The sequence below is a fragment of the Streptomyces sp. adm13(2018) genome, from assembly GCF_008042145.1.
Classification (GTDB): Bacteria; Actinomycetota; Actinomycetes; order Streptomycetales; family Streptomycetaceae; genus Streptomyces.
In genome coordinates this window covers 1-20,754 of sequence record NZ_RDBH01000059.1, presented here as the reverse complement: position 1 = coordinate 20,754, position 20,754 = coordinate 1, and the positions used below count along the sequence as shown (strand labels likewise).

Annotated in this window: 19 protein-coding genes and 7 pseudogenes; 9 read left to right on the top strand and 17 right to left on the bottom strand. The window is 68.0% G+C overall.

Translation table 11 applies throughout. The annotated features are described in order from the left end of the window. Positions 1-239 precede the first annotated feature (239 nt). Positions 240-653: an SRPBCC family protein gene (locus tag EAO70_RS05125; protein WP_148001814.1), complete on the bottom strand. Its 414-nt coding sequence runs from the start codon at positions 651-653 to the stop codon at positions 240-242. 426 nt (positions 654-1,079) lie between these two features. Between EAO70_RS05125 and EAO70_RS05120 the strand changes: the two genes are divergently transcribed. Further along, a complete protein-coding gene (locus EAO70_RS05120) occupies positions 1,080-1,343 on the top strand; it encodes a hypothetical protein (RefSeq protein WP_148001813.1) in 264 nt (87 codons plus the stop codon). A 459-nt stretch (positions 1,344-1,802) separates the two neighbouring features. On the opposite strand, the gene EAO70_RS05115 is transcribed toward EAO70_RS05120, so the two are convergent. From EAO70_RS05115 to EAO70_RS05100, 4 genes and pseudogenes are all read right to left on the bottom strand, one after another. Then, positions 1,803-2,654, bottom strand: coding sequence for an aldo/keto reductase (locus EAO70_RS05115; protein WP_148001840.1), 852 nt, complete (start codon positions 2,652-2,654; stop codon positions 1,803-1,805). Positions 2,655-3,043: 389 nt separating this feature from the next. Next, complete coding sequence (locus EAO70_RS37630; RefSeq protein ID WP_187283734.1) at positions 3,044-3,367, bottom strand: hypothetical protein; 324 nt, start codon at positions 3,365-3,367, stop codon at positions 3,044-3,046. Between the two features lie 354 nt (positions 3,368-3,721). Continuing rightward, positions 3,722-4,396, bottom strand: coding sequence for a LysE family translocator (locus EAO70_RS05105; RefSeq protein ID WP_148001812.1), 675 nt, complete (start codon positions 4,394-4,396; stop codon positions 3,722-3,724). Positions 4,397-5,528: 1,132 nt separating this feature from the next. Further along, a pseudogene (locus EAO70_RS05100) lies at positions 5,529-5,885 on the bottom strand (IS5 family transposase); the annotation flags it as partial. Positions 5,886-6,007: 122 nt separating this feature from the next. On the opposite strand from EAO70_RS05100, the pseudogene EAO70_RS05095 reads away from it, so the two are divergent. After that, positions 6,008-6,339 (top strand): annotated as a pseudogene (locus EAO70_RS05095) (helix-turn-helix domain-containing protein); the annotation flags it as partial. 147 nt (positions 6,340-6,486) lie between these two features. Here EAO70_RS05095 and EAO70_RS05090 read toward each other — a convergent pair. The 4 genes from EAO70_RS05090 to EAO70_RS05075 form a co-directional block, all read right to left on the bottom strand. Continuing rightward, positions 6,487-7,668: an HTTM domain-containing protein gene (locus tag EAO70_RS05090; RefSeq protein WP_148001811.1), complete on the bottom strand. Its 1,182-nt coding sequence runs from the start codon at positions 7,666-7,668 to the stop codon at positions 6,487-6,489. Next, the gene (locus EAO70_RS05085; RefSeq protein ID WP_410091058.1) at positions 7,658-8,215 is read right to left on the bottom strand and encodes a DUF5819 family protein; all 558 of its coding nucleotides are present in this window, start codon (positions 8,213-8,215) and stop codon (positions 7,658-7,660) included. The genes EAO70_RS05090 and EAO70_RS05085 overlap by 11 nt, the downstream gene beginning before the upstream one ends. 297 nt (positions 8,216-8,512) lie before the next feature. Then, the gene (locus EAO70_RS05080; protein ID WP_148001809.1) at positions 8,513-9,778 is read right to left on the bottom strand and encodes an ice-binding family protein; all 1,266 of its coding nucleotides are present in this window, start codon (positions 9,776-9,778) and stop codon (positions 8,513-8,515) included. 456 nt (positions 9,779-10,234) lie between these two features. Then, complete coding sequence (locus tag EAO70_RS05075) at positions 10,235-11,089, bottom strand: helix-turn-helix domain-containing protein (protein WP_148001808.1); 855 nt, start codon at positions 11,087-11,089, stop codon at positions 10,235-10,237. Between the two features lie 214 nt (positions 11,090-11,303). Here EAO70_RS05075 and EAO70_RS05070 point away from each other — a divergent pair. Further along, positions 11,304-12,136, top strand: a pseudogene (locus EAO70_RS05070) (IS5 family transposase). Between the two features lie 18 nt (positions 12,137-12,154). On the opposite strand, the pseudogene EAO70_RS05065 reads toward EAO70_RS05070, so the two are convergent. Further along, positions 12,155-12,361: pseudogene (locus EAO70_RS05065) on the bottom strand (transposase); the annotation flags it as partial. A 109-nt stretch (positions 12,362-12,470) separates the two neighbouring features. On the opposite strand from EAO70_RS05065, the gene istA reads away from it, so the two are divergent. Further along, positions 12,471-13,889 (top strand): IS21 family transposase, encoded by a 1,419-nt coding sequence (istA, locus tag EAO70_RS05060; RefSeq protein WP_187283738.1) that lies wholly within the window; start codon positions 12,471-12,473, stop codon positions 13,887-13,889. Further along, the gene (istB, locus tag EAO70_RS05055; protein WP_148001806.1) at positions 13,886-14,656 is read left to right on the top strand and encodes an IS21-like element helper ATPase IstB; all 771 of its coding nucleotides are present in this window, start codon (positions 13,886-13,888) and stop codon (positions 14,654-14,656) included. Before istA ends, istB begins: the two co-directional genes overlap by 4 nt. A gap of 10 nt (positions 14,657-14,666) precedes the next feature. On the opposite strand, the gene EAO70_RS05050 is transcribed toward istB, so the two are convergent. The 3 genes and pseudogenes from EAO70_RS05050 to EAO70_RS05040 all read right to left on the bottom strand — a co-directional run bounded on the left by EAO70_RS05050 (position 14,667) and on the right by EAO70_RS05040 (position 16,503). After that, positions 14,667-15,068, bottom strand: coding sequence for a hypothetical protein (locus EAO70_RS05050; protein WP_261992672.1), 402 nt, complete (start codon positions 15,066-15,068; stop codon positions 14,667-14,669). Between the two features lie 175 nt (positions 15,069-15,243). Further along, positions 15,244-15,714: pseudogene (locus EAO70_RS05045) on the bottom strand (IS110 family transposase); the annotation flags it as partial. Positions 15,715-15,984: 270 nt separating this feature from the next. Next, complete coding sequence (locus EAO70_RS05040; protein WP_148001804.1) at positions 15,985-16,503, bottom strand: hypothetical protein; 519 nt, start codon at positions 16,501-16,503, stop codon at positions 15,985-15,987. 248 nt (positions 16,504-16,751) lie between these two features. On the opposite strand from EAO70_RS05040, the gene EAO70_RS05035 reads away from it, so the two are divergent. After that, the gene (locus EAO70_RS05035) at positions 16,752-16,946 is read left to right on the top strand and encodes a hypothetical protein (RefSeq protein ID WP_148001803.1); all 195 of its coding nucleotides are present in this window, start codon (positions 16,752-16,754) and stop codon (positions 16,944-16,946) included. A 62-nt stretch (positions 16,947-17,008) separates the two neighbouring features. Here the strand turns inward: EAO70_RS05035 and EAO70_RS05030 are convergent, their stop codons facing one another. After that, a complete protein-coding gene (locus tag EAO70_RS05030; RefSeq protein WP_148001802.1) occupies positions 17,009-18,016 on the bottom strand; it encodes an IS481 family transposase in 1,008 nt (335 codons plus the stop codon). On the opposite strand from EAO70_RS05030, the pseudogene EAO70_RS05025 reads away from it, so the two are divergent. After that, positions 17,937-18,393, top strand: a pseudogene (locus EAO70_RS05025) (LuxR C-terminal-related transcriptional regulator); the annotation flags it as partial. The gene EAO70_RS05030 and the pseudogene EAO70_RS05025 sit on opposite strands and share 80 nt — an antisense overlap. A 6-nt stretch (positions 18,394-18,399) precedes the next feature. Here EAO70_RS05025 and EAO70_RS05020 read toward each other — a convergent pair. After that, positions 18,400-18,609: a hypothetical protein gene (locus EAO70_RS05020; protein WP_187283733.1), complete on the bottom strand. Its 210-nt coding sequence runs from the start codon at positions 18,607-18,609 to the stop codon at positions 18,400-18,402. Between the two features lie 44 nt (positions 18,610-18,653). On the opposite strand from EAO70_RS05020, the pseudogene EAO70_RS38455 reads away from it, so the two are divergent. Both EAO70_RS38455 and EAO70_RS38895 read left to right on the top strand, forming a co-directional pair. Then, positions 18,654-18,758 (top strand): annotated as a pseudogene (locus tag EAO70_RS38455) (DUF5999 family protein); the annotation flags it as partial. Between the two features lie 57 nt (positions 18,759-18,815). After that, positions 18,816-19,070: a hypothetical protein gene (locus EAO70_RS38895; protein WP_261992676.1), complete on the top strand. Its 255-nt coding sequence runs from the start codon at positions 18,816-18,818 to the stop codon at positions 19,068-19,070. A 139-nt stretch (positions 19,071-19,209) separates the two neighbouring features. On the opposite strand, the gene EAO70_RS05010 is transcribed toward EAO70_RS38895, so the two are convergent. Beyond that, positions 19,210-19,725 (bottom strand): hypothetical protein, encoded by a 516-nt coding sequence (locus tag EAO70_RS05010; RefSeq protein ID WP_148001800.1) that lies wholly within the window; start codon positions 19,723-19,725, stop codon positions 19,210-19,212. Between the two features lie 8 nt (positions 19,726-19,733). After that, positions 19,734-20,754, bottom strand: a 1,021-nt coding sequence (locus EAO70_RS05005) for a PP2C family protein-serine/threonine phosphatase (RefSeq protein WP_261992671.1), incomplete at its 5' end; no start/stop codon positions are given.

Sequence of the window (20,754 nt, the reverse complement as noted above, 5' to 3'; positions counted from 1 at the left end):
ACACCCGGAGCTTCCGCCGTCGACGGCGACCTGTGTGCCTGCCCCGGCCGTGCCGCGCAACGCGACGACCGTCCAGGCCTTCGCGGGCCACGCGACACCAGAACCACTCCGGTGGGGCCTGGACTCCTGACGGCGCATGCGCGGAGAGCGGCACCGGCCGCTCCGCTCCTTCGGCACGAGGCCGGGGGCAGGAGCGGAGCCGGAGGCGAGAAGGCGATCGGCTTTCCGATGCGGGCCTGTCAGGACTCGGCGGTCTCGACGGCGTGCTTGATGCCGCGCAAGGCCTCCTGCAGGCCGTCGTCGACCTGGTCGCCCTCCGTCCTCTCGGTGTGCAGTTCCACCGTGAGTCGGGAGTGTTCCGGATCGTCCCCCGGGGAGACGTGGAGCCGGCCGTGGTAGTCGTGCGGCCCCGGTGCGCCCCACTCCAGGCTCTTGCCCTCCTCGAGGACGTGGATCCAGGCCTCGCTGGTGACGTCCTGCTCCGGAGCGCCGGGCGGCTCGATGTGGGCGGTGACGGTGACGTGGTCCCCGTCGTGGGGACGGGCGGACGTCAGCCGGGGCATGTACCGGGGCAGGTTCTCCACGTCGGCCAGGTAGGAGAAGAGCCGTTCGGGCGAGACCGCCACGGTGATCGCTTCGTCGTAGTTACCCATGGTGTCTGCTCTGCCCCCGTCTGCACCCGCCCAAAACGGAGGGCGGAATTCCTCGCCCGCTGGGCGTATCCCGGACGGCGGTGGCAACGCCCTTCGGACCGGACGTGCCGGCCGTCCGGCGGCCCCGAAAGGGATGACCACGAGCGCTCGCCGGCCCGAGACCATCGTCACCACCGTCTGTATCGGGCAGCGCGGGCGCCTGATCCTGCCGGTGCTCTCGGCCCGGACCACCAGATCATCCAGGTACCGCGCGAGCGCCCGGGAGCCAGGCGCGCCGCCGAGGCCGGCGTCACCGACGTGCGAATCCTCCCGGTGAAGCCAGGCGCACAAGCCTGCGGTCCCGGCGAGTGTCAGACCTGGCTCGTACGGTCGTCAGAACGAGGGCCGGGACCTCTTCCCGGCCTGCCGGATGTACGGGAGCGGGCCATGGGCGAGATCACCGTCAGCGCACAGCAAATCGACCACCTGGTCCACGATCCGGCGAGCGCGTACGACGCTCCCTACATGCAGGCCTACGCCGGCCTCGCGGCCTCGCACCGCGGCCGGCCGGTCGCCGAGATCGTCCCGCTGCTCCGTGCGGCTGCCGACGCCGCGCTCCTCGGCTTCACCGGCACCGACCTCGTCGAGCAGGCCCGCGCCATCAGCACCGGCGCCCGCTACGAGCTCCGCGTCCACGTCACCGGCCACTGACGCCACGCTCCTGGCACCGGTCTCCGGTTCGCCGGAATCATAAACCCGGGTTCGAATCCCGGCCGAGGCATCCGTCTTCCGCAGCTGGTCAGGCGATACCGAGGACGACATCGGCAAGGCGTACGAGGTCTCCACGGGTCAGCTCATCGCGATCACCGAGGACGATCTGTCCGGGATGCCGTTGCCCACCGCGCGCGCCGTGGAGATCGTCGCGTTCATCGCCGCCAAGGTGCGCAGGTTCGCGGACTCTCGCACGATGAGCAGCCGACCGGGTGGGGCGCGCTCACAGCGGCGGCCGCTGTCAGCAGTGCTCCGCGCAGAACGGTCCGCCGGCTCGGCAGGGCGGCATGGTGCTGTGGCGTGGCCATGGTGGATGGCTCCCGGTGCGCCGCGAAGAGCGTGGGGCCGGGCGGAAGCCCCTGGAGTTCGTGAAGCCGCGGCCGACAAGGTGTCTTACCTTCAGGTGCCCAGGCGGCGCCCGGCGAGCCAGGTGACCATCTCGGGGTCGTGGTGGTCGAAGAACAGGGAGCTGCCGGTATCGAGGGTGGCGATCTGGGCCAGCTGTTCGTCGGTGAGTTCGAAGTCGAAGACGTCGAAGTTCTCGGCCATGCGCTCGGCGCGGACGGACTTGGGAATGGCGATCACGCCGCGCTGGATGAGCCAGCGCAGCACGACCTGGGCGACCGACTTGCCGTGCTCCTTGCCGATCTCGGCGAGGAGCGGGTTGTGGAACAGGTCGTTCTTGCCTTCGGCGAAGCCGCCCCAGGACTGGATCTGCACGCCGTGCTCCCGCATGAGGTCCTGGTAGTCGGCGCGCTGGAAGAAAGGGTGAGTCTCGATCTGGTTGACCTGCGGGGTGATCTCGTTATTGATGATCAGGTCGATCAGACGGTCGGGGTAGAAGTTGGCGACGCCGATCGCCTTCGCGAGGCCCTCGCGGTTGAGGGCTTCCATGGTGCGCCACTGGCCGTAGACATCGCCGAAGGGCTGGTGCATCAGGTAGAGGTCGAGGTGGTCCAGGCCCAGCTTGCCCAGGGACGTCTCGAACGCGCGGCGGGTGTTGTCCTGGGCGGGGGCGTCCTGGACCCACAGCTTGGTGGTGACGAACAGCTCCTCCCGCGCGATGCCGCTGGACTCGATCGCGCGGCCTACGGCCTCTTCGTTGCCGTAGGCGGCGGCGGTGTCCAGCAGACGGTAGCCGGCGGCCAGGGCCTCGGAGACGGCGCGCTCGGTGTCCTCGGCAGGGATCTGGTAGACGCCGAAGCCGAGGAGCGGCATCTCGACACCGTTGTTCAGGGTCACGTGCTGCATGAGGGGTGTCCTTCGCTGTACGGGGTCAACCCGCCCAGTCATGAGGATGGCGAAGCTGAGCCGCTTCCCGGACTCCCAGCCCGCCTCCTGGGTCGCGATCCAGCGCACCGCGTCCTGCAGCCCCGCCACGCGGTGCGACGTCCAGCGACGCACTTCCTCATCATCGGCCAACGCCGCCAGCACGCCGGCGTCACCCTGCTCCCACGGCCTCAGCGTCAGATCGGTCGAGCGCAGCACCACAGTCGTCACCGCTAGGTCCTTCCTGTCCCCTCGCCACCTTAGATGACCGCGATCACACCACTTGACCAGCACCGGAGTACCCGCATTTCGTGCACGGTCGCCGTGCCCCCGCTGGTCTCGTCGCGATGCTCGCGCGCCTGAGAGACGGATTACTCCAGCGCAGCCATGAGGTCGACGACCGGCGCGGCCGCCGTCCCCTCACCCTCGGCAGCCCTGGGGGCTCGATGCTCGGTCCTCGCCTCGATGACCTCGTGCAGCGCCTCGGTGTAGTGGTCGGTGACGTCGCCCTGAGGTCGCACCGGCAGGCAGCCCGACGCTGGCCTCCTGCCTGACTGACGCCGTACGCGTCGCGACATGCGACGTCGGCGGATAGGGAATCGCGCAACTGCAACAACACGCCCGCCCTCGTCCTCAGCGGCGAACGCCTGGAAGGTGTCTTCCTGATCGAGACCGACGATGGGAAGATCACCCATCTCTACGCCATCCGTAATCCAGACAAACTCCTCTCGGTGGCGGTCCCGCGTCGGATCAGCCGGTCGGAGTAGGCGCGCCTGATGGTGGGGCGCGCGGCGTTCAGCCCCTCGCGCAGATGGACACGCAGGAGGCCGACGCGTGTCCGGCCCACCACTACATGCAGCCCGCTGCCGGACGGGTCAAGGAGGCGCCGGTCGATCAGGAGCGGCGGCCGCAGCCACGTCCCGTCCTCTATCCCAGCGCTGTCCCACCTCTGTGGGACGGATCTCGACCCAGTGCACCGGCGTCCCGGCGAACTCCTCGATGTAGTCGGCATCGGCCACTCCGGTCGGCCTCCCGTGGGCACGCGGGTTTCAGGCGATGGCGGCGACACCGATGCCAATGCCAATGAAAAGCCAGCCTGTCGCGAGTTCCCAGCGGTGGCGGAACTTCGGTCGGGCAAGCAGCGATCGGAGTCGTGTGGCGGCGGCCACCAGGGCGTACCAGTAGGCGACGCCGATGAGGACATCGAGGGTGCCGAGGAAGAAGATCTGCCCGGTCATCGACCCACCCCCGTTGACGAACTGCGGCAGGATGCTGAGGAAGAACAGGGCCGCCTTGGGATTGAGCACATTGGTGAGAAAACCCTGTGTGAAGCCGGCCCGCCATCGGCCTCCGGATGCCTCGACCTCCGCCAGGTTCTCCGGCTCCGGACCGTGCTCGGGTGGGTTCGGCGGCACCCCCTCGGCTGAACGCTCACGTGCGGCCCGTCGGGTTGCCAGCACAGTTCGCACCCCGAGATACATGAGGTAGGCCGCCCCAAGCAGTTTGATGGCGTCGTAGACCACGGCTGAACGGGCGGCGATGAACGCCAGTCCGGTCGCGGCGGCGAGCATGTGCACGCACAGCCCAGCCTGGGCGCCGACCGCCGCCGCTCGGCCCTTCGATGGGTGTTCGGCCGCCGATCGCAGCACCACGAGAAAGTCCGGGCCCGGCACGAGGTAGGCCACCAACACCACGCCAAGGAACCCGACGAGGTCAACCGACATCCGTACTCCATTCGTCAGCGCCAGGGACGGTTCTACCGGCGGGGGTGGTCAGTCCTGGGACCGCTACAGGCACCGGGCCGGTGGATCCGCGCGCAGACGACGGAGGTCTGGCCCCCCGTCACCCACGCGACGGATCTGTGGACCATCCCGATGCCCTGCTCCAGTTCATGCCTCGCGGTCAACGGCGACAGGGACTTGGCCAGGTCGGACCTGCCTGAGTCCTGGGCATGTATGGCGCATCCCATCCTCCACTCATGCTTCACCAGCCCCATTCCTTGCGCCCGCAGCCGGTTCTCGTCTACCCCCTGCGGCGAAGGGACACCGTGCCCCATTGAGTACGGGCGAAGTCACGGGCCCGCACGATCAGGCGGGGCTCGTCTCGGAGTGGGAGCCCAGAGGCGGAATCCGAACGGAGCGAGAAGCGCTACCGTTCCGCCGTATGTGACCGTTTGGAGCTGAAGCACAAGCCGGACGAGGCCCGCGGCATGACGCGGAGTTCGCGATGCGGGTGGCGGCGCCGGCACGGCCGAGAAGGGAATCACCGAGTTCTTCACTGTCCTCCTCCGGCGCCACGGCCATCTAGAGCCGGAGCGCTGAGCGCTACGTCGGTGCCCGGCGAACCGACGTTGTCCCGCTGCAGGATCAACGTTCCGCTGGCTTCTTCGACCAGAGGAGCCATCCCGTCATGCCAGCCCCCACGACGCACAGAAGGGCGCCACCAAGGGAGTCAGGTACGGCGCGAAGGCCGCCAGTGACGAAGAGGGTGAGCAGCAGGACGAGTAGGCCGCAGAGCCATCGAGGCCTTCTGAGCAAGAGCACCCAGGCCCCCAGGTAGGGCGGCCACAAGCGACGGAAGGCCGATGCCGCCGCCGGCAGCACGGCCCATGCGCCCACGGTGATCAGGACCCGGGTGACGCCGCTGCGGCCGAGGTAGGAGCAGAGCGATGATGATTTCGGGGACGCCGACGCCAGCGACCTCGGTGATGACCCAAGTGAGCATCTCGTCCCAAGCGCTCATCGCCGAGAGCTTGCCCAGGGTCGCCCTGGGCTTGCCCAGATGCTCAGGCTGGCCCGGCCGCCGGCTCCCACAGCGGGCGGGCGCATGTTCCACCCCTCCGGCCCCCTTTGATCCCGGGTCCGGAGGCGCATCGGTGCGGGCGCCGGCCGCATGCTGATGCGCGCGGACGATGGTGGAGTCGACGGAGATGTCCCAGTCGATCTCACCCGCCGCATCCGCTGCGGCCTGGACCTGCTGGAGCAGACGTTCCCAGGTTCCGTCGGCCGACCACAGGCGGTGGCGTTCATGGACGGTCTTCCACGGCCCGAACCGTTCGGGCAAGTCGCGCCACTGCACTCCGGTACGGACCCGGTGCAGAATCCCGTCGATCACCTGCCGGTGATCCCGCCACCTGCCACAACGGCCGTTGCTGACCGGCAGGAACGGCCGAAGCCGTTCCCACTCGGCATCCGTCAGATCACCCCGCCCCATGCCCACAGCAACGACTCGGGCACGGAGTAGTCACATGATCGACCGGACAAGTCCTAGGTGTATTGATCACGAGCGTTGTTGACGCCGGTCTGGTCTTGAACATGGCGAAGACCTCAGGTGTGGTGGGAGCTGTCCAGGAACTCACCGCCCGGAGGTCCTCGTGGCCCACCGTAAATGCCCGGCTGACCGCCTTCGGTAGGAGACCGTTGGTCGAGCGTGTCCGCTCAGGCCGTCCGGTCGCTCGTGTGGCGGCCGAGACGGGTATCTCCCGGGCCACCGCCCGCAAATGGATCCGCCGGTGGCGGACCGGGGGCGAGGCGGGTCTGCAGGACCGGTCAAGCCGACCTTTGAGCGACCCGGCGAGCTGATCCACGTGGACGTGAGAAAGCTCGGCCGGATCCCCGACGGCGGCGGCCACAAGACCAACGGCCACCAGGCCGGCCGTCTCAGAACAGTCTTTCGGCGACCGCGCCGATGATGCCGAGCACGGTCGCGGCAATGACGACCGTGCCCCATCCGTGCCCTTCGGAACGGTGAACAGCGGTCGACACGGGTATCGCCCGATCACTGAGAGGAGGGGCGTTTTCGCAGGTCAGGCACCTTATGACACACCCGGAACGACCTGGTCCTGCGGGGCGGGTACCTCCGGTCTTCCCTGGGCGGGTACGGATCCCGATCCTGTGGCCCGGCCGGGTGCCGCCTGCCGCATTCCGGTGCGCCGTGCCGCACGGCGCCACAGTCGGGGCAGGAAGGTGTAGAAGCGGTCGGGCAGGAACACGGCATCCGCGATGATCATCGCGCCGGAGAAGAGCGGCAGCCCCATGAGTACGGCGATGCCGATGTGCATCCCGAGCAGCACGGCAAGAACGGGATACTTGAGCCGGCCGAAGAGTACGAATGGGAAGGCGACCTGGACGAGCACCGTGACGTAGCCGGTGATGGCGATCACCATCGGGAAATCGTCCACGAGGTGGGAGAGCGCGGGCCAGGGCTGGAACAGTTCGAGGTTCAGCGCGTAGTGCAGAGCGGTGCCGCCGCCCCAGGTGGAACCCTGGACCTTGTACAGGCCTGCCGATCCGTAGAGGAAGCAGACCTGTGCGGCGATGACGAAGACGCCGCAGTTGTGCACCACGGTGGTCAAGGTGACGCGGGCGTGGCGGAGTTCCTGCGCGTACAAGCCCCGCACCGGCTCCGGCAGGTCGCCCGCACGAGCTGACTTGAGCCGGTCGCGGCGTGCGTCCAGGGACCAGCGCCGACCACACGCGGTCAGGACGAGGTACACGGCCATCAGCAGGACCAGGTTGTCACCCCCGTCCGTCATGAAGATCGACCTCGCGTGGAACGAGATCACCACACCGGCGAAGAGGACGGACACGACGCGGGTCCGCCAGCCCAGGATGAACAGTACGGACGTGACGACGGCCATCGCGTAGCAGAACTCGAAATAGGCGGGACTGTCGGAAAGGATCAGGACGCTGTTCCAGCCTGTTTGCTCGAAGAGCTGTTCCGCCAGCGCAGGCGTCCAAGGGGAGTCGGGTCCCCAGATCTCTCCACGGTGCGGGAACTCGCGGAGCAGGAAGACCAGGTAGAGCAGCCCGTAGCCGATGCGCAGCACCGAGGCGGCATACAAGGACACCGGGCGGCCGGTGAGGAGGGCCCACAGAGCGCTGACCCGGCCGAGGAACCACTGATGGGCGGCACCGATGAGCGAAGTCCCCTGATTCGGCGGGAGTTGGGGTGCGGCTGTCGCGGAAGAGAGCCGGGAGGGCTGCTCATTTCCCATGGGGGGTCACCTTCCACCAGGGCAGGAGCCGGTTCTCGGTGGGTACCGGCGGGCGGCCACCGGCGGCTGTGCCGGGGGCGGCGATGGGCGTCGTGACGACCCGAAGCTGAATGAAGTCGAACGTGTCGCCGCCGTGGCGGGCGGCGAAGCGGTCCGCGGCGATATTGCGCAGGTACTGCTGCATCATCACCGCCCGTTCCGAGCGTGCCGCGTCGATTCCTCCGTGCGTCTCGGCATAGGAGCTCCAGGCGCGGRGCAAAAGGTTCTGAGCCGTGTGGCTCGGAAATGCATTGTGGTCGACTGCGGCATTGTCCGCGGCGGCAAGATCGAACCAGGGGCTCACTCGCACCGATCCGTCGGAGGCCATTTGTGCAGTTCTCGCCAGGACCTTCCGGTTGAAGGAATCGGGGTCCGGGGCGAAAAGTCGCCAATTCTGCTCGAAAAGGGGGTACACCCACCCGTTGACCTGTGGGCTGTACCGCTTCGACACGGGGTTGGAGGGGGCTACGTGAAGGAACACCATGACGACATGGACCAGCGTGGTCACCAGACACAGGACCACGGCCGTGTGCAGCCCCGCTCTCAGTGCGCGGACCCTCATGGGCCGTCTGTCCGGCGGGGTCGCTCTGTCGTGTTCTGGTGGCAAGGGGGCCGGATCGGAACCTGACTGCTGGAGTTCCTGCACGGCCGCTGATTCGATTCCGCTCGACACCGCCCACCCCGTCCTTCGCGTATGCGCGCTCGCGCCTGAGTCTCTGCGTCTCTCACCGGCGGCGCACGACGGAACCGCTGAGGATTCCGCCACGCGCCGTCATCCGATGAACGGTCTTATGCGGCCTGCTGCTCAGCCCTCGTGGACCGCGGGCTTGTCGGCATAGCCGTAGTGCCCGTCAGCCTGCTCACCGTGGTCACCGTGGTCGCCGTGGTCCGGCTTGCCGGGCCCCTCGTCGTGTCCGTGCTCCGGCCCACCGTGCTCGGGCTTGCCGCCGTGGTCCGGCCGACCGTGCTCGGGCTTGCCGCCGTGGTCCGGCCGACCGTGGTCCGGCTTGCCGCCGTTCCCGCCGGCGACGTTCCCGCCGGTGATGGAGCCGCCGGTCGTGTTCCCAGCGCTGTTGCCCGACGTGTTACCGCCAGTGGTGTTTCCGGCGGTGTTGCCCACGGTGTTCCCGGACGTGTTGCCCGCGATGTTCCCCGAGGTGCCGCCGCCCACCAGGTTGACGCTGGGCCCGCCGATGAGGGTGCCGCCGATCAGACCCAGAGTCGTACCCGTCGTCGCCCCGGTGGTCCCTCCGGTCGTCGTTCCGGTCGTCGTTCCGGTCGTCGTTCCCGTCGTCGTTCCCGTCGTCGTACCGCCGGTGGCGCACCCGCCGAGGAAGATCCTGTTGTTGTTGAGCGTCACCTCGCCGTTGCGGGCCAGTGCCCGGCCCTCGACGCTCGCCCCCTGGTTCACGAAGATCGAGGTCAGGGCCATGATGGTGCCCACGAAGGTGGAGGTGGTGCCGAGAGTCGCCGAACTCCCGATCTGCCAGTAGACATTGCACGGCGAAGCACCGTTGGTGAGGAGGATCCTGCTGTTGGATGCCGTCGTCAGGGCTTCGGGAATCTGGAACACCCAGACCGCGTTGGGGTTTCCCCCGGCGTTCAGGATCAGGTCACCGGTGAGGCCGACACCGGAGGTGGCCCTGTGGACGCCGGGAAGCAGCTCCTGACCCCCGCCGATTCCTGCGGCGAGGGGGAAGTCCGGTGCCTGGCCCGTGAGTTGGCCGGCCGCGTTGTTGTACGCCACGATCAGATCGCTCTTGGCCTGGGCGGCCGCGGCGTCCGCGGGGTGCACAGCACCGAGTACCAGGCCGGGCGGGAAGCCGGTGATGGCCGGGTTGGGGTGCGTCCCGAGGTCGTGATCGAGCACCGAGTTGCCGGTGTTGGTGACTCCCTGCCCTGCCAGGACGGAGTAGCTGGCGGTCGTGCCCAGGGGTACGGGCGTCGCGATGGCAAGTGCCTGCGTCGACGTGACGGCGACCATGGCGGCGGCAACTGCTGTGGCGAGGGCCGAGGCCAGCCCGCCGGACAGAATGCGGCGCCGAGTCGTTCGAGGGATGTGCAGCTTCATCAAGAGGCCATTTTCTGTGGGGGGCCATGGCGCACGCCGGGCCTACGGATCACCCGGGGTGCCTTCTAGCTGTGACCGCATATTACGCATGAAAATTTGCGCACCCGCACCGGGCGAAAAAGAGGAGGGGGATGAATATAAAAACATTCAACGCCGCGGGGCGTGATGAAAATATGCAATCCCGTGCCGCCGGCGATTCGGAACATCGCCGGATGAGTGAAATTCGATCAGTTCACACGAAGCGGCACCGCACACCTGTCCCGAAACCGACCGATGTGAACACGGATGTACGCCGACCGGGTCGAATCAGGACCGCTGCGGCATGGGCGTGGCGCGCCCGGGGCGAAAAGCACAAGGAGGAGGGGCAGCGGCGGCGGGTTCTTCCCGGTGCCGGCCGCGTGTGGAGGAGCAGCGGTTCCGGGGCACCGCCGCAGCCCGGCGCGTCGTCCTCGGGGCTCAGGACGCGTAGAGCTTGATGGCGTCGGTGATGAAGTGCCGGCTCTGCTCCGGGGCGAGTGCCAGCGCCCGCAGCCGGGCGTGCGTCACGCTGTACTGCTGTACGTCGGACGCCTTCGCCAGGCAGAGGCCGCTGGTGAACCTCTCCAGATACACCACTGCCTCACGGGTGTCGGAGAACTCCAGAAGGGAGAACCGTCCCGTCAGCCCCGGGTGAGCGCCCGCGCTGTGGGGGAGCACCTCGACGGTGATGTGCGGTTCTGTGCTGAGCGCGTGCAGGTGCTCCAGTTGTTCGCGCATGATCTCCCGGCTGCCGACGACGCGCCGCAGGACCGATTCGTCCAGGACGACCCAGAGATGCAACCGGCAGGCGGGGTCATAGATCCGGTGCTGACGACGAAGTTGCACCTTCAGCCGCGCGGCGGCCTGGTCGACCGTGACGAGAGGGATCGTTTCCTCAATGACCGCGGCGGCGTAGGCGGGGGTCTGCATCAGGCCGGGGACCACCATGGCCTCGTAGGCTCGGATGGAGGCGGCGGCCGCCTCCAGGTCGAGATGGACGCTATGGGGGATGTCGCCGTAGGAGTGCCACCAGCCCTGACGGCTCGACTCCCWGGCCAGTGCTGTCAGGTGGTCGACGAGATGCTGGTCGGTGACGCCGTAGAGCACGCAGAGATCGCGTACGTCGCGGGGGCTGACCGCACGGCGACCTGTCTCCATGTGACTGACCTTGGCCTGGGAGATCAGCAGTTCCGCCGCGACCTGCGTGCCGGTCATACCCCGGTCCTCACGGAGCCGGCGCAGCTCCGCCCCCAGTCGTCGTCCTGCGACGGTGGGGTTGTTGTTCGCCGCCATGGGCGGTGTACCTCCGGCTCCAAACCACTACGTGCCCGAGCAGATTGGCATGGAGCACCGGTTGTTGATCACGCGCCGTGCCGCCGGTGTCGTGCGTCGGTAAAGAGTGGTGATGATTCAATCTGCCCGGCGTCGCCCGTACGGACCAGCGCTCCGCGGCCCGCGGCGCCCTAGGGCGTGTCCGCAATGTCGATCGGTCGTTGCTCCGTTCGTGGTGCGACGTCATGAACTGACTGATCAGGCCTGGGAAGTGATCGGGCCGTTGCTGGCTCCGCCCCGGATGGGGCGTCCGGTGCGGGACCGGCGGCAGGTCCTCAACGGCATCCTGTGGAAGCTGTCCACAGGTGCGGCCTGGCGGGATCTGCCCGAGCGGTACGGGCCGTGGAAGACCGTCTACGAACGGTTCCGCCGCTGGTCGGCGGACGGAACATGGGACCGGCTCCTGGCCCACGTCCAGCAGCACTCGGACGCGATCGGCGAGGTCGACTGGTCGGTCGTCTGCGTCGACTCGACCATCGTGCGAGCCCATCAACACGCCGCCGGCGCCCGAAAAGGGGGCCCTGGACCGGCGAAGCACTCGGCCGGTCCCGCGGCGGACTGAGCACGAAGATCCACCTCGCCTGCGACGGTCAGGGCCGGCCGCTCGCCTTCACGATCACCGGCGGGAACATCAACGACCGCACGCAGTTCGAGCCGGTCATGGCCCGCATCCACATCAAGCGACACGGGCCCGGCCGGCCCCGCACCCGACCGCTGCGGGTAGTCGGCGACAAGGGCTACAGCTCCCGCAAGATCCGCTCCTACCTGCGCAAACGTGGCATCGCCTGCACCATCCCCGAACGCGTCGACCAGATCAACGGACGCCTCCGGCGGGGCGAGAGTCTGTGCCGCCTCGACCGTCAGGTCTACCAGCGCCGCAACGTCGTCGAACGCTGCTTCAACCGGCTCAAGCAGAACAAGGCACTTGCCACCCGCTACGACAAACGCGCCCGCCACTACAAAGCCCTGGTCACCATCGCCTGCCTGCGACTATGGCTCCCGAACTGACATTGCGGACAGACCCTAGGAGGCGAGGTGGCCGGCGGTCGGGAAGGTGCTGCCATCACCGACCTCGATCAGGGTCCTGGCTCCGGTCCTGACTCCGACTCCCGGCATCGACGTCAGGACCTTCGACAGAGGATGGACCTCCAGAAGTTCCTCGATCCGCCCGGCCAGCAGTTTCCGCTGGTCAAGCATGGCCGCCAGCGAGGCGGCCAGTGTCGGCGTACACGTGAACGTGCATGGCCGCGTACGGATGAACGTGCAGAGTTCTTGATGTGCTGAAGTTCAGGGTTCGGCACTCTGCTGCCCTGTTGGTCGAGGTCGCAGAGATGGGGTGGCCGTGGTCCTGGATCCGCAGCGCTGGCTGGAACTACGGCGCTTTCGTGGCCTGGTGGAGTCCGGGGCGATGAGCGTGACCGAGGTCGCGAAGGAAACGGGCCTGAACTGGCGGACGGTCAGCAAGTACCTGGCAGCCGACGGACCCGCCGCACCTCCGCGCCGGTCGCCGAACGGCAGGTCACGGGTCAGGGTGATCGACGAGTTCGCGCCGCTGGTCGACTCGATGCTGCGGGCGGAGATCTTGATGAAGGCCGCCGTGATCCACGAGCGGCTTGTGGCGGAGTACGGGTTCACCGGCAACTACCAGCGGACCAAGCTCTACGTCCAGGAAGCCCGGCCTCGGATTGCCGAGGAACTCGGCATCACGCCGAATGAGCTGGCGGGCATGCACCGCCGTTTCGAGGTGATCCCGGGCGCCCAGGCCCAGGTGGACTGGGGCGACGAGGGCAAGATCCTTACTCACATGGGCGTCCCGAAGGTCTACTCCTTCCACATGACGCTGTCGTACTCGCGCGACCCGTTCTGCTGCTTCACCACCAGCCAGGACCTGCAGACGTTCTTCGACTGCCACCGCAGGGCCTTCACACACTTCGGCGGGGTGCCGATGACGATCGTCTACGACCGCACGAAGACCGTCGTGCGACGCCACGTCGCCCCGGGTGAGGCGGTCCCGCTGCACCCGGAAGCGGTCGGCTTCGCTGGCCACTACGACTTCGACATCGACGTCCTGGCCGCCTACCGGCCCACGGGCAAGGGACGTGTCGAGCGGCAGGTCCTGATCGTCTGCGACCACGTCCTGTCCGGCCGGTCTTTCTCCTCTGTCGAGGAGATGGACGCCGCCTTCATCACCTGGGTGCCGCAGCGTCGGGCCCAGGCCCACAGGACTCACCAGCAGATCATCGGGGAACGGGCGGCCCGTGATCACGTGGCCCTACGGCCTCTGCCGGAAACCCCGTATCTGGTGGCCGAGCGGCACCTGCGGCCGGTCGGCAAGGACTGCTTGGTCGCCTTCGGCGGCAACCTCTACTCGGTGCCGGCCCGCAGGGTCCGCCCGCGTCAGCTGGTGGAGATCCGGGCCACGAAGTCGCAGATCATGCTGCACTCCACCATGGCCGACTCCAGCGGCGAGATGTTGCTGGCTACCCATCCGCGGGCGATCGGCCGCGGGGTCCGTGTCGTCGAAGAGACCCACTGGGACGGCCTGCCCACGGGCAAGGGACGCCGAACCACGACCGGAGATGCCCTGCCGCAGCCCCGTCGTGAGCGTCCTCGGGGCGAGGAATCAGGGCCTTTGCGGGCTCTGCTGAACCGGGCCGCGGCCACCCGCGTTGAGGTCGGTCGCCGTCCGCTGTCGGTCTATGACGAGCTGACCGGCACCCGTCCCTTCACCACCTACCCGAGCACGAGGGAAACGTCTTGAGCGAGCTGGTCTCCACCCGCATCCGCAACACGGCCGGCAAGCTCGGCCTGCCCCACCTCGCCGAAACCATCAGGGAGTACACCCGTCGGGCCGACGAGGGGAAGATGGGATACCTCGCCTTCCTCGACCTGGTGCTGTCCGAGGAGCTGGCTGTCCGCGATGACCGCCGCTTCCGCCAGGGCTTGCGGCTCTCGAAGCTGCCGCACCACAAGACGCTCGATGAGTACGACTTCTCCTTCCAGCCCGAGCTCGACCCGCGGAAGGTCAAGGATCTGGCCACCCTCTCGTTCGTCGAGGGCAAGGCGAACGCCGCTCTGCTCGGGCCGCCGGGGGTCGGCAAGACGCACATCGCCGTCGCCCTGGCGGTCGCGGCCTACCGGGCCGGCTACTCGATCTACTTCACCAGCCTCGACGACATGGTCCGCAACCTCAAAGCCGCCGAGAGCGCCGGCCGTCTGACGAACAAGCTCGGCACCTACCTGCGGCCCGGCGTCCTCGTGGTCGATGAGGTCGGCTACCAGCCCCTCGAACGCGCGGAAGCGAACCTGGTCTTCCAGGTCATCTCCAAGCGCTACGAGAAGGGCTCGATCATCCTGACCTCGAACAAGACCTTCAGCGAGTGGGGCCAGGTGTTCGGCGACGAGGTCCTCGCCACCGCGATCCTCGACCGGCTCCTCCACCACTGCGAAGTGATCTCCATCAACGGCCCCAGCTACCGGCTCAAGAACCGCCTCCAGGCCATCGAACGCGAGAACGACGTGGCCTGACCAGCTGCGATCAGGACACCAGGTCCTCACCCGGCGGGATGAAGGCGTCGGCGCCATCGGCATCCTCGACATGCCCCTGAGCATCGACCGTGAGGGCCGTCGCCCGCCCCTGCGACGTGATGAGCCAGGCCAGCACCTGTTCCGTCATCGGCGTTCCACCCGGGCCCTCGTCCTTCCAATGCACCCGCCACCCTCCACCAGGCACCGCGGCCACGACCTGGTCAGCTCGTTCCAGGTGGGAGAAGTCCTCGTAGTCCGTCACCGCACGCAGGGCACCACGCTTGGGATCGACGACTAGGGCCGTCCCGGTCGCCTGGTCCCAGCCCTCCACACGCACCATGCGGCCGACCTCGGTGTCGGTGCCATTGAAGATCGCGGTCCAGCCGGTCTGATTGAAATAGCGAAGAGACACCGCACCATCATCTCGAACCACGACGCCCGCGCTTCACAGGTCTCCTTGCACTGCACGTTCATCCGTACGCAGCTCTGCACATAGGCGAGTACGCCGACAGCCAGGCTCGGGACGATCAGCGCGGCCGCCTCGGTCCCCGGGCCTGTCACGGTCTGCCCGTCCAGCGCGGCGAAAATAGGACGGCCGGGTGCTGCAACCGAGGCCCCAGGACCCGTTCCAGAGACAGGTGGATCTGGGTCAGCAGGCCGTGCAGCCGGTTTGCGACCCGGGTGGCCTCGCCGGTCAGGTCGTCGTCGAACCCGACGATCATCTCCAGCTCGGCGATCGTCTCGTCCTCGCCGTCGATGGTCCGCAGCGTGTGGGGCATCGCGCGGGCCGCGTCGGCGATGATGAACGTCCTTCGCCTCGGTCTTGGCCTCGCCGGGGTAGGGGGCGGCGATCCTCCGCATCGTCAGCCCCTGAAGGTAGGCGACCGGGCAGCCCATGTCCCGGGCTACCGCGAGCGACAGGGCGCGGAGCTTGGGTTCGGTGTCGGGCAGGCGCTTGTCGATACGCCTTCTTGACGGCCGGGGTGACGGCGGTGGGGTGGTGTTCGCTTGCCGACGTCCAGGCCGAGGAAGACATTGATGTCGCCGGTGTCGATCACGTGCAGGCCCCTCCATCACGCTTTCTTCCGGCCTTGCCTCGGCACTTAAGCTGCCACATCCACGTTACGGAGAGCTCTTCCGGCCTTGGGTGAAGCCGGTGCGCAGCCCTTCATCAGCGGTCCGTCGATGCCTCCGGACCCGGTGACACCCCCCGGATTATCAACCGCAACAAGGGGGGGGAAGTCATGCCGGGCCCGAAGGCCGGTAGCCCCATTGCGGAGCCACGAAAAAGGAAACGGGGGATGAACGGACTCCAGCCAGGCTGAGCGTCAGCGGTAGTCGTCCGGGTGGCCCTGCATCCAGGTGTTGATGAAGTCGCGGGTACCGATCAGCATCGCCTGATGCTTGCTCAGGTTCTCGTAGGAGCTGTCGCCCGCGAGCGTCTTGTTCAGTTCGGCCATCTTCTGGAGTGGCTCGGGAAAGTGGCCAGGACCTTTGGGATCATTCTTCATCGCCGAGTTCAGCTCCTGGAGCTCTTTGTTCACGCGGGCCAGGAGGTAGGCACAGTCTGACGCACAGGAGTCGTTGAGCGTGGCCTGGAGGGTGGCGAAGGCGTCGCGGACCTTCTCGCCAGAGGTGGGGGCGTATAGGTCTGAGGTAGGCGCGGCGGAGGGTGTGACGTCGCCGGGCAGGGTGTCGCGGCCGTCAGGCGCAGCCGCTGTGGCCGCGGTCATCGCCGGACCGCCTGCCGCGGCGTCGGGCTTCGGGGCGGCGCTGCACGAGACGGCCAAGGCCGCCAGCGCGACGGCTATCAGCCCGGGCCGACGTAAGTGCGCCTTGCGGATCATGTGGGTCCTCTCTTCTGCGTGATAGACCGGGTGAGCCTATCGGGGCCGAAGGCGTTGGCCGGGAGAGCGGGACTCAGCTTCGAAAGGCGTGAGTACGGCCATGGAACTCACCGCATCCGTGATCTGCAGCCACCCCGGCGACTCGGCGAAGGCGCCTACGGCAACGCGCGAACGTCGCCCTGCATATCCAGAAGAAGCGGGGCCGTGACCACTCGCGGGCGGGGGGCGAGGAGGGCGGCGCCGTCTGGATGGAGGTCAAGAAGGACGGCGGGGCCGCGAAGCGGGTGCACCTCAAGCGAGTGCCGAAGGGCGGCACCGACAAGCCGCACACCGCGTCCCACCAGAAGGCCACCGGATGGCAGTACGACGGCCCCGGCTACCTCGTCCGCGGCTGCGCCGCGAACGCCGGCGACCGACTCAAGGCCTGCACCGGCTGGCACTGACACCCGTCGTGGCGGCTTGATACGCGGGTCTCGGCTACAGAGAGTGCGCTAGTAATTACGGTCTAGGTGTATTGACCCGCAGGGATGTTGACGCGGGTGATGGGCGGGTGTCCGTCGAGTGCGGTGTGGCAGCGGTGGTGGTTGTAGGTGTGGAGGAAGTCTGCTAGGGCTTCGGTCCGCTCGTGGTTTGAGGTGTAGGGCCGCAGGTAGGCCCATTCGTCGAGCAGGGTGCGGTTGAAGCGTTCGACCTTGCCGTTGGTCTGCGGCCGGTAGGGCCGGGTGAGTTTCCCGGTCGCGCCGAGGTCGGCCAGGACGTTCTTCCAGGCCAGGCCCTTGCGGTAGGCCCAGGCGTTGTCGGTCAGCACTCGTTCGATCCGGGTGATGCCCTGGCTGTGGAAGAACGCGGCCGCGCGGGCCAGGAAGGCCGCGCAGGTCGCGACCTTCTCGTCGCCGTGGATCTCGCTGTAGGCCAGCCGGCTGTGGTCGTCGACGGCGGAGTGGATGTCGTCGTAGCCCATGTTGTTGCGGGTGGCCCGGCCGGCCTGGCGGCCCAGCGTCCGATGGCCACCGCCGTCGGGAATCCGGCCGAGCTTCTTCACGTCCACGTGGATCAGCTCGCCAGGCCGTTCGCGTTCGTAGCGACGGATCACTGTCCCGGTCGGCCTGTCCATCCAGGTGAGCCGGTTGAGGCGGTGGCAGGTCAGGATCCGGTGCACGGTCGAGGCGGGAAGGCCCACGATCGGGCCGATCCGGGTCGGCCCGAGCTTGCGGCTCTGCCGCAGGCCGCAGACCCGGGCCTCGATGTCGGACGCGGTCCGGTGCGGCGTGGTCCGAGGCCGGCTCGACCGGTCGTGCAGACCCGCCTTGCCCTCGGACCGCCACCTGCGGATCCACTTGCGGGCCGTGGCCCGGGAGATGCCCATCTCGGCTGCCACATGAGCGACCGGACGGCCAGAGCAGACACGTTCGACCAGCAGTCTCCTACCGAAGACGGTCAGCCGGGCATTACGGCTGGCGTGCCTGATGCTGACGTCGTTCGACGACGAGGACGCTCTTCTCGATGCGATCATGGCCGGGGCGGCCGGGTACGTCTTGAAGCAGATCAAGGGGTCGGATCTGGTGGCGGCGGTACGGACGGTGGCCACCGGTCAGTCGATGCTCGACCCGGCCACCACCGCCCGGCTGATGCGCTCGCTGCTCGCCCCCCGAGGCGGCGAAGCCGCCGGAGGACGAGCGGCTCACGGTGCTGTCCGCCAGGGAGCGGTCGGTGCTTGACCTCATCGGCGAGGGACTCACCAACCGGCAGATCGCCAAGCGGCTCTATCTCTCGGAAGAGACCGTCAAGAACCACATCTCACGGCTGCTCGGCAAGCTCGGCGTCGAACGGCGTGTGCAGGCCGCCGTCATCGCCGCGCAGGTCCACGAGCACGACGCCGAGGAGACGTAGAGGCTCCTACTCCTGCTCATCCGGCAGCGGGATCCGCCACTCGAGGACCGTGCCGCTCCCCGGCTCCGCTCGCGCGTGGACCGACAGGGTGCCGCCCAGCCGCTCGGCCCGTTCTGCCAGGTTCCGCAGTCCACTGCAGCTGCCGCCGTGCGGGATGCCGACACCGTCGTCGCCCACCGTCACCATCAGTACGCCGTCGTCTGCGACGACAGACACCTCCGCCCTGCGGGCGCCAGCGCCGCTTCCCCCAAGGAATCGCCATGTGTCAGCACGCGCCCGCCTGCCCCTCCGCCGAGGCCTCCGACCGCGAGGCCGCCGTCCTGGTCGCGGTGCATCCCGACCAGGGCTGGGCGCTCCGCTGCAACACACACCCAGCCCCTCATGCGGGCTGTCATCGCAGCTGCCGCCATGACTCCGACAGCCTGCTCCCCTGCCTCACCGCCCGGGCGGACCCGATTTTCGACGCGGGCCAGTACCTGGTGCGGGAATGGATGGGCACACGCCACCCGGAGCAGCACACGGAGACTCTCGCGATGGCAGCAGACATCGTCGTCCGTATGACCATCAGCCATCTCGTCCTGCCTGCTGCCGAACCACGAATCACCGCCCGAAGGCTTGCTGCAGCCGCACTGAAGCTGCTGCAACAACAGAAGCACGTCGACGGCGACATCCGGTGACCCCACAGCGACACGCACCGCACCGCTACCGCATACGAGAGCGCCCGCGCTGAAGCCGGACAACACGGCGTCGCCGACGAACGCGTCACCTCCCGAGCACAGTGCGCCTTCTCTGTGGTGCCGCCGAGGAGGTGACCGATCAATGCGTATCGAGACCCAGACGATTCGGCACATCGCCCATGGTGCAGAGCACCGTGACCTGCTCCTCCAAACGGCTCAGGGCGTCCGTGAGGAAAAGTTGATCGATCCGCTCAAGGTGGATGGTGTGGGCATGGGCGCCGAACTCTCCCAGGGGGCGTTCGAGGTCGACAGCGACCATGGCTTCAACGATGCACCCAGTTGACGTGATCGACGTGAAGGTCACACCTGCCGAGAACCGCAGCTCACTGACATCCGAATCGCCCTCCGCGAAGAAGCCGAAGCGGTGGTGGGTCCTCACTTCAGGTCCCGCGGCGTGCTTTTCAATCAAGATGGCAGGCACCGGCCCAGATTCATCCCCGAAGTCGTAGGCGATGAAGAGCTGAGTGGTGAAATCGTCCAGCTGCTTGTGCAGCCGACAAGGCACCCGGCTTCGACAGGGCCGCCGTGCCCCAGCGGACCCTGCGCCACCCGCGGTGGGCGACCAGAAGGATACGTTCGCTATCGCGGCCAGCATGGCTGAGCCTACGGTTTCGGGCGGTCGCCCGAGGCTTGGTGGGTGTCCGCGCCGGAGCTGACGTGCCGCTGGGTCTCCTGCGGACCGTGCCAGTCCAGACACATCACGGTGGCATCGTCCTCGAGTCGGTCGCCGGCTGCGCGCCGTACCGCCGAAGTCATCGCCATAGCGGTCTCGCGGGGGTGCAGGTTCCGGGTGCGCTCCAACAGGCCGGGGAGATCGACGTTCTCTCCATGGCGCTCGAGCATGCCGTCGGTGAACATGAGCAGCCGGTCGCCGGGGCGCAGGTCGACGTCCTGAGCGCGGTACGGGTGGGGCACGGGCACAGACAGTCCGAAGGGATGGTCCACCTCGCAGGGGATCGTCTTCGCGACCCCTTGGCGCAGTCGCAGTGGCCAGGGGTGACCGGCGTTGACGAGCTGGGCCCGCCCCGTGTGAAGGTTGATGCGCAACAGCTGCCCCGTGGCGTGGCCCTGACCGTGGTCGGCCAGGGCCTGGTCCGCCAGGTGGGCCTGCTCCACCAGGCCGGCACCTGCGCGACGGGCGCCCCGCAGGGCGCCGACCAGCACGGTGGCGGCCAGGGCCGCCTCGATGTCGTGCCCCATGGGGTCGGTCACCGACACGTGCAGGGTGTCGCGGTCCAGGATGTAGTCGAAGGTGTCGCCGCTGAGGTCTTCGGAGGGCTCGAGGCTCCCGCACAGGGTGAACTGGGCCGCCTCGCACGACAGGGACGGGGGAAGCAGCTGGTACTGGATCTCCGCGGCCAGGGTGGGCGGCCTGGAACGCTTGCCCCAGGTGTAGAGATCGGTGAACCGGCCGTTGGCGATCACGACGTAGGCCAGTACGTGCGCGGCCTCCCCGACCGCGGTGAGGGTGTCCTCGCCGGGTCCGGCCGGCAGAAGGAGTTCCAGGAGCCCGATCGCGTCCCCCCGGTTGGTGACCGGCGCGATCACGCGGTGTCCGCGAGGGGTCGCCTCTTGGTACGGCCGCTGGGTGCGGATCACCTGCTCGTATACGCTGCCGAGCAGG